This window comes from Mesorhizobium sp. LNJC394B00, assembly GCF_000502555.1.
GTDB lineage: Bacteria > Pseudomonadota > Alphaproteobacteria > Rhizobiales > Rhizobiaceae > Mesorhizobium.
In genome coordinates, this window is sequence record NZ_AYWH01000002.1 from 1111853 (window position 1) to 1126235 (window position 14383).

General features: G+C 60.8%; 12 protein-coding genes. 8 read left to right on the forward strand and 4 right to left on the reverse strand.

Annotated features, from left to right (window positions below; all coding sequences use genetic code 11):
* Positions 1–65: 65 nt before the first annotated feature.
* From X751_RS154210 to X751_RS154195, 4 genes are all read left to right on the forward strand, one after another.
* The gene (locus X751_RS154210; protein WP_023744457.1) at positions 66–1253 is read left to right on the forward strand and encodes a magnesium transporter; all 1188 of its coding nucleotides are present in this window, start codon (positions 66–68) and stop codon (positions 1251–1253) included.
* A 542-nt stretch (positions 1254–1795) separates the two neighbouring features.
* A complete protein-coding gene (locus X751_RS154205; protein ID WP_198022435.1) occupies positions 1796–3010 on the forward strand; it encodes a tetratricopeptide repeat protein in 1215 nt (404 codons plus the stop codon).
* Positions 3007–3831 (forward strand): FecR domain-containing protein, encoded by an 825-nt coding sequence (locus tag X751_RS154200; protein WP_031247047.1) that lies wholly within the window; start codon positions 3007–3009, stop codon positions 3829–3831. The genes X751_RS154205 and X751_RS154200 overlap by 4 nt, the downstream gene beginning before the upstream one ends.
* Positions 3832–3921: 90 nt before the next feature.
* Positions 3922–5892 carry an adenylate/guanylate cyclase domain-containing protein gene (locus X751_RS154195; RefSeq protein WP_196814981.1) on the forward strand — a complete coding sequence of 657 codons (1971 nt, stop codon included), beginning with the start codon at positions 3922–3924 and terminating at the stop codon, positions 5890–5892.
* Between the two features lie 88 nt (positions 5893–5980).
* Here X751_RS154195 and X751_RS154190 read toward each other — a convergent pair whose 3' ends face one another.
* The 4 genes from X751_RS154190 to X751_RS154170 all read right to left on the reverse strand — a co-directional run bounded on the left by X751_RS154190 (position 5981) and on the right by X751_RS154170 (position 9154).
* Positions 5981–6955, reverse strand: coding sequence for a L,D-transpeptidase (locus X751_RS154190; protein ID WP_023744460.1), 975 nt, complete (start codon positions 6953–6955; stop codon positions 5981–5983).
* Positions 6956–7270: 315 nt separating this feature from the next.
* Positions 7271–7525 carry a hypothetical protein gene (locus X751_RS154185; protein ID WP_023699977.1) on the reverse strand — a complete coding sequence of 85 codons (255 nt, stop codon included), beginning with the start codon at positions 7523–7525 and terminating at the stop codon, positions 7271–7273.
* Positions 7526–7749: 224 nt separating this feature from the next.
* Positions 7750–7953 (reverse strand): hypothetical protein, encoded by a 204-nt coding sequence (locus tag X751_RS154175; protein ID WP_023667962.1) that lies wholly within the window; start codon positions 7951–7953, stop codon positions 7750–7752.
* Between the two features lie 289 nt (positions 7954–8242).
* Positions 8243–9154 (reverse strand): LysR family transcriptional regulator, encoded by a 912-nt coding sequence (locus tag X751_RS154170; protein ID WP_023744461.1) that lies wholly within the window; start codon positions 9152–9154, stop codon positions 8243–8245.
* Positions 9155–9330: 176 nt separating this feature from the next.
* On the opposite strand from X751_RS154170, the gene X751_RS154165 reads away from it, so the two are divergent.
* The 4 genes from X751_RS154165 (at position 9331) to X751_RS154150 (ending at position 14044) form a co-directional block, all read left to right on the forward strand.
* Positions 9331–10533: an MFS transporter gene (locus X751_RS154165; protein WP_023712240.1), complete on the forward strand. Its 1203-nt coding sequence runs from the start codon at positions 9331–9333 to the stop codon at positions 10531–10533.
* Between the two features lie 298 nt (positions 10534–10831).
* Entirely contained in the window at positions 10832–11659 is an 828-nt protein-coding gene (locus X751_RS154160; RefSeq protein WP_023736090.1) for a transporter substrate-binding domain-containing protein, read from the forward strand.
* 113 nt (positions 11660–11772) lie between these two features.
* On the forward strand, positions 11773–13053 hold the full coding sequence (locus tag X751_RS154155; protein WP_023744462.1) for an FAD-binding oxidoreductase: 1281 nt from the start codon (positions 11773–11775) through the stop codon (positions 13051–13053).
* A gap of 19 nt (positions 13054–13072) precedes the next feature.
* Positions 13073–14044, forward strand: coding sequence for an amino acid ABC transporter permease (locus X751_RS154150; protein WP_023687785.1), 972 nt, complete (start codon positions 13073–13075; stop codon positions 14042–14044).
* The last annotated feature ends 339 nt before the right edge of the window (positions 14045–14383 follow it).

The following is a 14383-nucleotide window of genomic DNA, read 5'->3' on the forward strand; positions in this document are numbered from 1 at the left end:
TTTCCGCCCCGGTGCGATCCGATACTTCACTACTTTTTCACTTTCAATTGCGGGGCCATATCATAATGAACGAAGAGACCGGCGTTCAGAAGTTGGTGCGCACGCTGCGTGCTCGAGCACCTGATGACGCAGCTGAATTGCTCGCTAAAGAGTCTCCCGAGTTCATCCGCGACACACTAAAGCTGTTGCCTGACGGGCACGCCCGTAAGGTGGCCGAGCATTTGCCACAGCATATGCGGCCCATCAGCTCTCATGATAGTGAGATGGGTTTCGCGATCCCCGAGTCGCTCATCGAGGTGATGGACCCGATCCCCGCCAGCGTTCCTGTCGGGACGACGGTTGCTGCCGCAGTGGAAGCTGTCAGAGGCGCCCAGGTGCCGACCGAGCTCACTTATCTCTACGTTACGGACAAGGGCAATAAACTGGTTGGCCTGGCGGTCCTGCGCGATCTGATGCTGAGCGAACCAGACGCGATTGTCGATCACATCATGCTGCCCAGGCCGTTCGCTCTTGATGTCGGTCTCTCTTTGAGTAACGCATGCAAAGCGGCGGTACGGCGTCACTATCCTGTCTATCCGGTGGTGGATGCGGAGAACCGGCTGCTCGGGCAGGTTCGCGGCTGGCGATTGTTCGAGCAGCAAATCATCGAGATTTCCGCCCAGTCTGGACAGATGGTAGGCCTCCAGAAGGAGGAGCGCTCTTTTACGCCGCTGTTTTCAGCCTTCCTGAAGCGTCATCCGTGGCTGCAGTTGAATCTCCTGACGGCCTTCATGGCCGCATTCGTGGTCAGTTCGTTCACAGGCACGATCGAGAAGATCGTCGCTCTGGCGGCGTTTCTCCCAGTCTTGGCCGGGCAGAGCGGAAACACCGGCTGCCAGGCACTGGCTATGACGCTGCGTGGCCTTGCCCTGGGGGATGTGGACAAACGACCGAAGCTGCACTTGGTGATGAGAGAAGGCGCGCTCGCGGCCGCCAACGGCGCGCTCGTCGGCGTTGTTGCGGCTGCGGCGATGTGGTTCTATGCCTCGAGGCAACCGGCGTCGGCGGCGCAGGCGCCGATGCTGGCACTTGTGATCCTGCTTGCCATGTCCGGATCGTGCCTCATGTCCGGCATCTCCGGCGTGCTGATCCCGTTGGGCCTGCGCCGGGTAGGCGCCGATCCGGCGGTCGCCTCGGCGATCTTCCTCACCACCGTGACCGATATTGTAGGCATGGGCCTGATGCTGGGGCTGGCAACCATGCTCGTGCTCTAGACTAGCAAGCTGCGTGCGGTGACGCGTCCCTGGGAGTCCGGGCAATGAGCTGACCTCGCGTTCAAAGAAATTGCAAGACCCGGGCCGAATCGCACACGCCTCGTGAGAAGCACCTTCCGGCAGCTCTCCGGCCTCTTGCGAAACGCGACGGAAGGCCTTTGGAGAAGCCGTGGGTGACCTTGAAGCCTGGTGACCAGATACGCAGAATCGCCCACCCAATATTAATCTTGTCGGCTGTGCGATCCACTACTGATGAGATTTGAGTTTGTTAAGCCTTGGGCCAAATACTTCAATCACGTGCAGCAATGTCGAGAAGAGTTTTTGACAATCAGCGCATCCGAAATAGGAATAAACCCGATATCTTGTTGCGCAGCTGCAACAGCTGCTGAGGACTCGCATAAGTCCGGCGACCGTTCAGTCGCCTTTTTCTTGCAGTCGTGCTAAATCTCTCGCACTAGTCGGGTTTGGGGTGGGTTCTCGGCATGCAATCTTCGTTTCGAACGATCTTCGGCGTCGCCGCAGCGCTGCTTTGTGCCGGCGTGTTGCCGGCCGGCGCACAAGGTCTTTTTGGGGCCTATGACGATGCGTTTGCGGCCCGCATCGCCAGTCCGGCCGACAATGGGACGCTCGCCCAATTCGTCACGGTTGCGGTCAACGCTGGGCAATACGATCAGGCGATCTCCTCGATCGAGCAGTATCTGATCCAATACCCGCGCGATGCGCGCGCCCGGCTTGCGGCCAGCCGGTTATATTATCATGTCGGGTCCTATGAATTGGCCCGGCGGCAGGTGCAGTACGGCATCGAAGTCGGAGGTCTGACCGCAAGTGAGCAACAGGAAGCTGTTCGCCTGCTCGCCCGCATCGAGCGCGCGTTGCGTGGCGTCACCTGGGAACTCGCCCTGACCGGCGGCGTATTCAGCGCATTCACCGATTTTGAGCCAGGCGGGGCGCAGGACGACGACAGCTTCGTCTCGCCTTACGGGCAGGCGGAAGGTTTTGTGCGGTGGGACCTCGGCACGCCAAGTGCCGACGCGCTCGTTCTTTCGGGGTCGTTGACCGCGACTGAGCGTCTTTTCACGGAAGACCTGTCGGTTCCGGGTGGCGAGAAGACTTTTATCCACGGCAACGCAGCGGTAACCTGGGACAAGGGACTGCCCAACAGCGGGATCGATTCGCTGCGCCTGCTGCTTTCCGCGTTCACCGTTACGGATCGTTTCGACAGCGACATTTACGAAACCGGTATCGGCCTCAGTGGACGTTTCGTCGTTCGCCCGACGGTCGAGACGACGCTCTTCGCCGGTGGCGGCTACATCGATCTAAGCGCCTCGCAAGGCATTTTCGCGGATAGCAGGGTCTTCTATGAGGCAGGCGGCAGCTACCGCTTCCGCAATGGCCAGGCGCTCGGCTTGCGCTTTGTCGGCTCGAATGACTTCGCTTCCGGATCGGGCGAAATCAGCCGCAGCTATACGGGCGAGGTCCGCTATGGCGGCCTGTTGATGAACGTACCGGATTTTTTCGCATGGTCGCACCAGATCGCCTTATCGGCCGGCCACAGCGACACTCCCGATCTGTCCGTCGGCATCGGCACAAATATCAAGAGCGACTTCTGGCGCATTGCCTCGGAAAGCGATTTTCAGCTGACGGAAGCGCAGAAGATCAGCGTCGATCTCGCCTACCGCAAAACCAACTTCGCCCTCGCCAACCGCGACCGAAAATCGTTCGAAATGCTCATGAGCTATACGTTGACGCTCAATTGAAAGAGGCCGCGATGAGGTATCATCAGATCGTCATTTTTGTCGCCTGCCTCGCCTTCGCGGCACCATCCGCTGCTGAGACGGTCGGGTCGATGACGGCCTACCAGACCATCATCGTCCGCAATAACGGCGGGACGATGAACGTTGGCGCCGGCGTCGAACTCGGCGACCAGTTGCGCAGCAATCCCACCGGTCTCGGAATGCTGGTGTTCCGGGATGAATCGAGCGCCAAAATTGGTCCAAACACCAGCCTGACGATCGATGAGTTCGTCTACAATCCGGGCTCCGGGTCGGGAAAGATCGACATCGGGATGAACAGCGGCCTGGCCCGTTTTTATGGCGGCCAGGTTTCGAAAGGGGGCGTCATGCAGGTTGCGACGCCGCACATGGTGCTCGGAGCGAGAGGCGGCATCATCGAAGTGCTGGTGGCAGCCGGCCAGACCGTCGGCATATTGCGCGCCGGCCGCATGACCTGCACGATCAATGGCAAACGGCTGGTCATCACGAACCCGGGCTACGCCTGCACGTCGGACGATGGCAAGCTTCTGGCCGGCTACGGCGGCATCGACGCCTTCCCGATCTTGGACAGTATCGACCGGATAGCGGGAACCGGCCTGCCGGGCGCACCGGGTCCTGGGTTGGACGTAAGCGCAATTTGTGCGTCGGCTCTAGGCTCCTCGCTCAAAGTCTGCGGGTCCAGGGACGGCGCACTGCCAGGAGTGGTCATGGAATTCCCTGACAGCCCAACGCCACCTGCGGGCAGCGGGGGGCGGCGGGGCGAGTGTGAGGGTGAGGGTTGCTGCTACTACTACAACTGCGATTAGGCCTGGCTGCACGAGATGAGCCACTCGGTCGGTAGGCGCTGGGCTGATTGGCGGCAAGCCGGCAGACGCAAAATATCCGGCCTTGTGGTCGTGCTCCTGCTGCTCGCTTGCCATTTGGCTTTTGACGGGCCGTTGTCGCGCCTGCGTGAGCGGACGTACGACTTCTATCAGTTTCTCGCCCCACGTCAGGCGACGAGCAATCCTGTCGTGATCGTCTCGATAGACGACGACAGCCTCAAGGCACATGGGCGATGGCCCTGGAACCGTGGCCTCTTGGCCGATCTGGTCGATGGCATCACGCAATCCGGCGCGGCGGTGGTCGGGCTTGCGCTGGTACTCCCCGAGGCTGACACCTCGCCTGAGGGCATGGCCGGAGACAAGCGCCTGGCAGCGGCGCTGTCCAAAAATCGAACGGCGCTTGCCGTCAGCCTGGGCAATGAAGCGACGGTTTCAGAAGCAGAACCCAAAGCCGGCTGGTCGATCGTCGGGCAAGTACCCGATACACTTCCCGGCTTCACCGGTCTTACCGGGTCGCTTGCCGAATTCTCGAACGCCGCCGCAGGCCTCGGCGTGATTCGCACCTTGCCCGATCCCGACGGCGTACTGCGCCATGTGCCGCTGCTCTGGCTTCGCAATACCCCTCAACGCGCGCAGCTGTGGCCGTCTTTCGCACTCGAGCTCCTGCGCCTTTACGCTGGACAGGACGGTTACACAGCCCGGATGAATGCAGCCGGGTTCGACGCACTCAGGATGGCAGGCGCCATTGTGCCGCTCGAGCCGGAGGGGAGCATCCGCCTCTGGGAAACCGCCACGGACACGCCTCGCCTGTCTGCCAGCACTATCCTTTCGGGCCATGGCGATCCGCGGCTGCGGGACGCCATCGCCATTGTCGACCTGTCGGCTGTGGGCCTGACGCAGTACCTGCCCACGCCGACGAGTCCAGCGCGACCAGGAGCGGAGATCCACGCCGATGCGATCGGCCAGATGCTTGCCGGGCGCTTCCTGGCAGAGCCAGCGCACGCGCGTATGCTCGAGCGGCTCTGGTTTCTCCTCAGTGCCGTCGTTTTCATCGGGGTTTCCGGAGTGCTCGCCGGGCGTGTCGTGCTTGGCGCCCTCTCCCTGGCGCTGCTGGCCGTCACGCCGTTCGTGTTCGGCGCTCTCGAGTACAGCCTGCAGGGTGCACTCTATGACCCGCTGCAGCCGGCGCTTGCAACCATCATGGTTGCGGGCTTCGAAGGCTATGTCCTCTACAGGCGCAGCGAGCAGCGCCGGTCCACCCTGACGCGACAGTTCTCCCAATATCTGTCGCCCTCCGTGGTGCAGCGCCTCGCAAGCTCGGACACCGAGGCAATCCTGTCCGGCGAGAAGCGCGAGATCACCATTTTGATCAGCGACATACGTGGCTTCACGACCATGAGCGAACAGCTCGACACCCAAGAGATCGCCAAGGTGGTCAACCATTTCCTCGGCATTGCGACCGATGAGATCCTCAAGCGCGACGGCACCATCGACAAGTTCATGGGCGATGCGGTGCTGGCCTTCTGGAACGCACCGCTAGATCAACCCGATCATCGTGAGCGTGCGCTCGACGCGGGCCTGGCCCTTATCGAGCGGGTGAGGCGCGAAGACGCCGCCTTCACCGCGGATGGCCATCGCTCCATCGAAATCGGCGTCGCCATCGAGACCGGCATCTGCTCGGTAGGCAATTTCGGCTCCGAACGGCGCTTCGATTACACCGCGATCGGCTCCCCCGTGAACCGCGCGGCACGGCTCGAATCGACGACCAAGAAGCTGGGCATCCCCCTGGTGCTTGGACCCGGCTTTGCGGCAGGAGCATCGATGCCGGTCGTCCAGGCGGGCGCCTTTGAGCTCCAGGGTTTCAAGGGCGAGGTGCCGGTTTTCACCGTTCCGGAGATGCAAGCTGCTCAACAAGGTATGAGCCGCGAAGTAGAGAGCCAACGTGGTGAGCAATCTGGCGCCCCCGCCATGGTGGTTGGTTCGCCGCCATCCGTGCAAATGGCGCCGCTTGACCTGACACCCCGAACCCGGAGCATCCGCTGATCGGATCCAGCGGATCGCAAGATGCGATTGTCACGGGCACAGACGGACATCTCGTTTCGGCGACCATCGAGGGATGCGACGGCTTGCGTCACTCGTCCTTGAAAGTCACCTTCATATGTTTGTGCACCATTGAGGCGAGGTCCTCGGCATCCCAGTTCGTTAGCCTAATGCAGCCGTGAGAGAAGGTCTTCCCGATCTTGCCGGGTTCGGGCGTGCCGTGAATGCCGTAGCTTTCGATGGAGAGGTCGATCCAGATTGATCCCACGGGATTGTTAGGGCCGGCAGCAATGGTGAAGGGCCGCTTGGTTTTGACTCCCTTGAATGCAAAATCGGGATCGTAGTGATAGGTCGGGTTGTGCACCACCCTTTGGATCTCTGCCTGCCCACTTGGTGCCGGCTTCTCGTCGCTCCCGATCGACGCAGGGTAGACGGCAAGCGCTTTATTGGAGGGGTCGAGCACGCGCACCTGATGAGCGCCTTTGTCGACTTCCACGCCGGCAATGGTGGCGGGAGGTTCACCTCGGCCAACATCTGGTACCAGCAGCGTGGTTCCAGCTTTCCTGAATCCGGTGCCTGGGTTTAGCCTCCTGAGCAATGGTTCGCTCACATGGAAGCGCTCCGCCAGCTTCTCGATCGAGTCGTGATAGCCAAGCCTTCTCAGGCGAGCCATCCTCTCCATGCGCCCCGGAATGCGTTTGGTGAAGGGGCCGCGTACATCTTTGCGGTTCAGTTCATAGGTGACCAGAGCTGGGCTGGTGGAGGTTGCCATCAGCTTGTCCCAAGTCGCCTGGGTGAGCTTGCCATCTGGCGCCAGTCCGTTCGACGCCTGGAAGGCCTTGACCGCCTTGGCGAAGTTCTCTCCAAGGCGGCCGTCGATAAGCCCCGGTGAGAAGCGCGCACGATCCAAAAAAATTTGCGCCTTCAGCACGGCAGGATCGAGCCCTTTCGGGTCGCCGGCGGAGAATTGCGCCTGATTTACCGCGGCTAGATCCAGCTTGGCCGCCTCCGTCCCGCCGCATGCGAAGGCGAATGCAATGGCGAGGAGGAGAAGGAGCCTGATCATCGATGTCACTCCTTGCGTTAAATCGCACCTGATCTGCTTCTATGACGCGCTGTGGCAGATCTGGTTCCATTCGCCGGTAGGAGGATCATAGGCAACCAGCCTTACGCCGCCGACCGGTCCGAGACGTTCGATGCCCAATGCCTTGCCCCTCACGAGAGGCGTTGCTGGCCTCGCAGATCGGCAGTGTAAAAATGGTCTGGCCATGTTGACGTGAGCTTCTACCTTCAAACTGCCCACTACCTGGACCGGCAGTCAAATGGTCTCAGGGCAGCAAGTGAGGAGATGCGCTGGGAACCGGCTTATCGGGCGGGTATTCTATTGATCTTCGGTATCGATAGATCCATGTTCCGTCGTCACTGTGATCGCGTTGTCGCCCGCGATTGCTCTAGCGTATTCGAAGCGCTCCAACTTCTGTTCTGCCGATAGGCCTTTGAACATCGCGGTGGCCGAGTTCGTGATTTTGAAGTCGCCGCAACTCGGACAGCGAAACTCCCGGATGTCACCAACTGTCTCCGAATTAACGAGCGCCTGCTCATCTGTAATCGGGCAAATTGCGGCCATCCAAGCCATCGTGGTCCTCCGTCCTAAGGCCGTCCTCGATTACCCAAAAGGCATCGTCGAGTGCAAAATCCATTTCTGCCGACGCTCACCCCACCTGGAGTACTCCACCGAGTAGATTGCGCTCTCCACTCTCCAACCCAGAATGTGGATTAAAGCCAGTTCCTCGGCGAGCGATTTGCTGGTGAGCGGTAGGCGCTCTCGCTCTGGAGCCTCTCCCAAACGATCGGAGATGTTCATGTAGCGTCGGGCAGGACCGAAGGGCCGGAACGTGGCGTTTTCATCTCTTCGGCAATCACCAGTAGCGCCTCCAGAGCGACGGCGATCCCCGACATCACCGTACTTATGTCTGCGCTGCCGCCGAGCGTCGAAAGTTCGGCCGCTCGCGTTTGCATGCTTTGGCTCAGCTCTTGTAACTTCAGGCGCAGCTCGTCATCCATGTATGTTCTCCAAGCTTGACGCTGGAGGAACGCGCCTGCTTACAACCCGTTCCGCCGGTGGCCGCAGAGAACCGGAGACACCGCAGATGCTACAACTTGCGCTGTGGCGGCGCTTAGGATGGGCGGTGGATTGAGCCTCAGCGACTGACCGTCGGCAAATAGCGGATGCTTCAGTCTCGAAAAGGTGCTGGACGGCTCGATATGCACCGCCCCTTGGCCCAGGGTGCTGGTCCCATGCACAGTAAGGCCGTGCAAGTGCGCGCGGCCTCTGGGCTCAACATTCCAGTCGTCATGGTCCAAAGTTGTCCCAAGGTGGGTTCTCACCAAAGCGGGCGGCGAGAAGCGTCACGAAGCTTTGAACTTTGGCGGAAAGATGCCTTCTTGACGGGTACATCGCGTATATCGACCGGCTTACCGGCTTGAACTGGGGCATCACTGTCTCCAGCTGGCCCGAACGAATGGCTTCTCCAACAAGGAAAGTGGGGCAAAGTACTATGCCTGCTCCACCCAGCGCCGCATCGCGCAGGAGCTGCCCGTTCGTTGCCGTCATCCGTGCAGTGATTTTTACCGCCACTTCCCCCTTTGGTCCGTCGAACCGCCATTTTCCGCGGCTGGCGCGCAACGCGTAGTCCAGACAATCATGGTCGTGGAGATCCGACGGCTTTGTGGGACGCCCGCGTCTGTCCAGATAGTCGCGCGAAGCGCAGACCACCTCGCGTGAGGGCGCGATTCGGCGAGCAACCAGATTGGAAACCGTGAGTGGAGCGATGCGTACCGCGACATCCAAGCCCTCTTCCACGATATCAACCACACGGTCGTCCAACACCAACTCAACCGACACCTCCGGATAGACCGCGAGATATTCTGCAACGACTCTCCCAAGGTGCATCGCGCCGAAGGAGATCGGCGCGCTGACACGCAGTGAGCCGGTCGGACGTGTCTTGCTCTCGGCCGCGCTCGTACGAACTTCCTCGACATCCTCGATTATGCGCAGACTGCGCTCGTAGACGGAGGCGCCGACCTCTGTCAGGCTGATGCGCCGGGTCGTCCGGTTGAGAAGGCGTGCGCCAAGCCACTCTTCCAGCATTTGGACATGCTTGCTCACGGCCGCTGGCGATAGTCGCATCCGCTTGGCCGCTCCAGCGAAGCTGCCTTCACCGACGACGTTGGCAAACACGGTCATGCTGGTCAGCCGGTCCAACTGCAATCACCTCTTTCATTCACGTTTCGTGAATTCACCATTCATATTTCCCTCCATTATCAATCCACGGTGGACAGATTATCTGAAGTCAGGCCGGGATCAATTGCCCGATCCGTCTCTCTAACATTTGCCCGAAACGTCGGCGTCGAGTGCCTTCTTGCGGGCTGGAGGTGATCATGTCTCTGACCAAAGCAGCCCTTCAGGAGAAACAGGGAGCCACTGTTCGCATGTGGCTCTCCGTGCTCACCGTATCGCTGGGTATTTTTTCGATGATCACTGCGGAGCAACTCCCTGTGGGGCTGATTCCGGCAATTTCTTCCGAGTTGAATGTCTCTATTGGGAGTGGCGGTCTCACGGTGACGATACCCGGCGTAATTGCGGCGTTCGCTTCTATCGGTTTGCCGTTGGCAGTGGGGAGGCTCGACCGGCGTATTCTGATGGCGGGCCTGCTCGCGGCAATGGCTGCGGCGAGCGTGATTTCAGCGCTTGCAACGAACTTTCCCGTTCTGCTCGCGTCCAGGCTGCTCGTCGGGATCACCATCGGTGGCTTTTGGGCGATAGCCGGGAGCATCGCAGTACGCCTTGTTCCTGGACCGTCCGTGCCGCGCGCCATGACTATTGTCTTCGGCGGTGTAAGTGCCGCTGCGGTGCTGGGCGTGCCGGCCGGCACGATCATCGGTGATCTAGTCGGCTGGCGCGGCGCGTTCTGGTCTCTCGCCGGTCTGAGCTTTGCCATACTGCTCGCCGCCCTGCTTGTGCTTCCGAAGCTGGAGGCGGCGCAGCCTGTGGAGGTGAAAGCCCTGCGTGCGCAATTGCGCAATCCCGCCCTTCTGGCGGGCGTGGTTGCGACCGCACTGCTGGTGGCTGCTCACTACGGTGCCTACACCTTCGTGAGCCCGGTGTTGCTGGAGGTCTCGGGCGTCACTGCAGGGAGCATAGGCTGGCTACTGTTGGGGTATGGCATTCTCGGAATGATTGGCAACGCCGTCGCAGGCGTCTGGGCCGCCAAATCCGTCGGTCGCACATTGGCCTGCATCGTCATTGGGCTCGGCGCCACGCTGGCTCTCTTCCCTTTGCTCGGGGTCACGCCGCTCACAGGAACCATCCTGCTGCTGGTGTGGGGCTTCGCGTATGGCGCGGCGCCCATCACGCTGCAGACGTGGGTGCTGAGTGCAGCACCAGAAAGCGCGGAGACCGCGACGGCCATCTACTGCTTCACTTTCAATCTTGCCATCTCCGTGGGTACCCTAGCGACCAGTCAGATCGTCGACACGATGGGCGTGAACAGGGTCCTCTGGGTCGACTCCGCCATCATCCTGCTGGTGCTGCTGCCGGTGTGCCGCGCACCCATGCTTAACCGGAACATCGGAAACTCGTAGACAGCAAGCCATCCTGTGCCGCCATCTGTCTATGATGCTGTGTAGGTTGAAGTAGACCTTCGTTCCTCTGTCTTGAAAGTCACGCGCGTCACATCAAACGCGGGTTCCGCCGCACCGTGCGGGTGCCGATGCTTGCGCCCCCGGAGGACAACTGGCTACTTGAAAAAGGACTTGATCCCCTCGTCGATATGTGTGCTGATATGAGATCGATCTCATGCCGCGCTCTCAATTGCTGTTTCTCTACGGGAGCGCGCTCTGGGAAGCATATGTCTGAATGACGATGAAGAGGGAGGTTCAAGTGAGGAAATTGATCGCGTGGCTGGCCTTGGCCACTACCACGCTCGCGTTCGCGTCTGCGGCGTCGGCGGGTGAAACCATCGACCGGGTTACCTCGAAGAAGGCAATGGTGGTCGCCACAAACAGCGGTTGGCCGCCGCAGAGTTTCCTCGACGACAGTAATCAGTTGGTCGGCTTCGATATCGACGTCTCGAAGGAGATCGCAAGGCGCCTCGGTGTGGAGGTCAGTTTCGACACGCCGGACTGGGCGACGATGACGGGCGGCCATTGGCAGGGACGCTACGATCTGGGTGTCGGCTCGGTGACGCCGACCAAAGCGCGGGCCAAGGTGATCGATTTCGAAGGCATCTATTATTATAGCCCCTACGTTTACGTGGTTCACAAGGACAGCCCGGCCAAATCGGTCGCCGACCTGAACGGTAAGATCATCGGCGTCGAGACCGCCACCACGTCGGAGGATTTCATCCGCAGACAACTCGAGATCGATGCTCCCGGCCTGCCGCCCATCGAATACAAGCTGGAGCCAGGTGAGATCAGGACTTTCGCCGACTCAATGCTGCCGTTCGACGATTTGAGGCTTGGCGACGGCGTGCGCCTCAACGCGGTCATCGCACCAGAACAGACGGCTCAGAACGCGATAAAGAACGGCTACCCGTTGCGTGTCCTGGAAGGCGGCTATGCCTTCCGTGAGCCGCTGGTGGTGATCGCGGAAAAAGGTGATGCCGAGTGGAATGCCAAGATCGGCGGCATTCTCGACGAGATGAAGAAGGACGGTACCCTCGCGAAACTGACCACCAAGTGGTACGGCAAGGATTACAGCGCCGACTGAGGAGCGTCGTGGATAAAGCTTGAGCGGGATGCATTCAATTGAACATCCCGCTCCATCTGTTTTGTTTCAGCCGCATTTCCACGACACCGGGCGGCCACCTCATCATATTGATCATGACATGTCCTGACACCTATTACCGACGCACGCTTGCCGACAACACCATCAGGCCGCCGCTGAGCGGCGTTTCCGAGTGCGAGACAGTCGTTGTCGGCGGCGGACTGGCCGGCCTGACGACGGCGTTGCAGCTGGCTCGCGCCGGCCAGCAGGTCGTCGTTCTTGAGGCGCAGCGGATAGGCTTCGGCGCCTCCGGTCGCAATGGCGGCTTCGTCAATCCCGGTTTCGCCACCGGCACCGACAACATCGCCGCGATGGCCGGCGTCGACGCGGCACAAAAACTGCACCGCCTGTCCATCGAAGGCGTCGACTTCGTGCGGCAGACGATCCGCGATCTAGACATCAAGGCGGCAGAGCCGCGCTCCGGTATATTGAGCGTGCTTCGCCACGATGGCGGCGCCGCGCTCAAGGCATATGCGGAGCAACTGGCGCGGGATTTCGACTATCGGCTCGACTATCTCGATCGCGACCAGGTGCGAGCGGTGCTGCATTCGGATCGCTACCACCAAGGCCTGCGCGATGCCAGCGCCTTCCACATGCATCCGCTTAACTATCTGCGCGCCGTTGCGGGCGAAATCGAACGGCTGGGCGGCAGGATATACGAGAGAACGGCTGCCGTTGAAGCTAACCTTGACGGCGCCGAAAAGATCTTGCGTACCGACAGCGGCGAAGTGCGCGCCCGCCAGGCCGTAGTTGCCACCGGCGGATATACGGGGCCACTGGTCGGTCGGCTGCAGCGGGCATTCCTGCCTATCGCCACTTACGTTATGGTGAGCGAGGAGGCGCCTGACCTCATCGCCAAGGCGATTACGACGACCGACGCCGTCGGCGATAACCGTCGCGCAGGCGATTATTACCGTGTTGTCGAAGACGGCAGGCGGCTGCTCTGGGGAGGGCGCATCACCACCCGGGCAGCCTCATCGGGCGTGTTGGCGAGGCAATTGCGCCGTGAGATGGTCACCACTTATCCGCAGCTCGAACACCTCAAGACCGAACTCGCCTGGTCCGGGCTCATGTCTTATGCCCGGCACATGATGCCCCAGATAGGCCCGTTGCAGCCGGGCGTCTGGTACCTCACGGCTTTTGGTGGCCATGGCATCAACACCACGGCGGTCGCCGGCAAGTTGATCGCCGAAGCCATACTGGGACAATCGGACCGGTACCGGCTGTTCGCACCCTTCGGCCTTGCCTGGGCGGGCGGCCCGGCTGGACTTGCGGTTGCGCAACTCACCTACTGGAAGCTGCAGGCGCAGGATTGGTGGCGCGAGCGGGCCCGCTGACCGCAGGGAGATCGAAGACGTGATCGGCCGACTATTGCTCAACCACCCGGACGCGGCGCGCCGCGTTGGCGTGTTCTTCGTGCTCGCCGCCATCGCCGCCGGCCTGTATGGGCTCGGCATCAAAGCGAGTTGGCTCGGCAAGCTCGTTCCGGGGTCGGTCGAGTGGCTCGCCGCCAACCCGGACGTCGGGCGGGCGGTCTCGGCGGTGCTGATCGCATTGATCTTGGTGGCGAACTGGAACGCGCTGCGGTATCTCAGCCGCAAACAGCAGATTGTGGCAGTTTGGATAGAGCTGTTCGTGTTGCTAATGTTGTTTTTCTATTCCTTCGACTTGTCCTTCGCGTTCATCGCCAAGAAGATCGGCTTCCTCGTCTCGAAGGGTGTGGTGACGACCCTCTACATTTCGGCCATTTCGATCGCCATCGCCACCCTCATCGCCTTCGTTGGCGCCATCGCCAAACTTTCCCGCAACGGCGTGGTCTATGGCTTGGCGACCTTCTATACCTCTCTGTTTCGTGGCTTGCCGTTGCTGATGCAGATCTACATCATCTATCTCGGCCTGCCGCAGATTGGCTATGTGATCGGCGCCGTGCCGGCCGGTATCATGGCGCTGTCGCTCTGCTACGGCGCGTACATGACCGAGATCTTCCGGGCCGGCATCGAAAGCATCTCGCGCGGCCAGACCGAGGGTGCTACGGCACTCGGCCTTAGCGCTAACCAGACGATGTTCCTGGTGATCCTGCCGCAGGCGATGCGGGTCATCGTGCCGCCAACCGGCAACCAGTTCATTGCGATGCTGAAGGATTCTTCGCTGGTCTCGGTGGTCGGGGTCTGGGAGATCATGTATCTCGCACGCACGCAGGGCCAGACCGAGTTCCGCCACATCGAGATGCTCATCACCGCCTCGATGATCTATTGGCTGCTCTCGATGGGGCTCGAGTTCCTGCAGTCGCGGATCGAGGACCGGTTCGGGCGCTCACTCAAGCGCTGATCGTCATCCGTGATTTTCGCCAAAGCGAGTTGCACAGCACCGCAACAGCCAGCTTCGGAGAGCAGCTGCAGATTGTACGCCACAGCACGCCGTTCGGCGACGCCGTCAAGGGTGAATCAACCCGGTATTTCATCGGCTTAGCCCGATCGGAGGGCAGAATAGAGCAAGTGCTGGACGAGCATGGTCGTTGGCCGACTGCCCGGCAACTTCGACCGATTGCTGGATTTCACCCGCGCCGACAAATCGATAAAATCAACGACTTTAACATGTCCTCCGGGCCAACCATTATCGCTATGTATCGATGGTAGCCGAGTTCGCCACGTGGTTCGCCAATAGGTT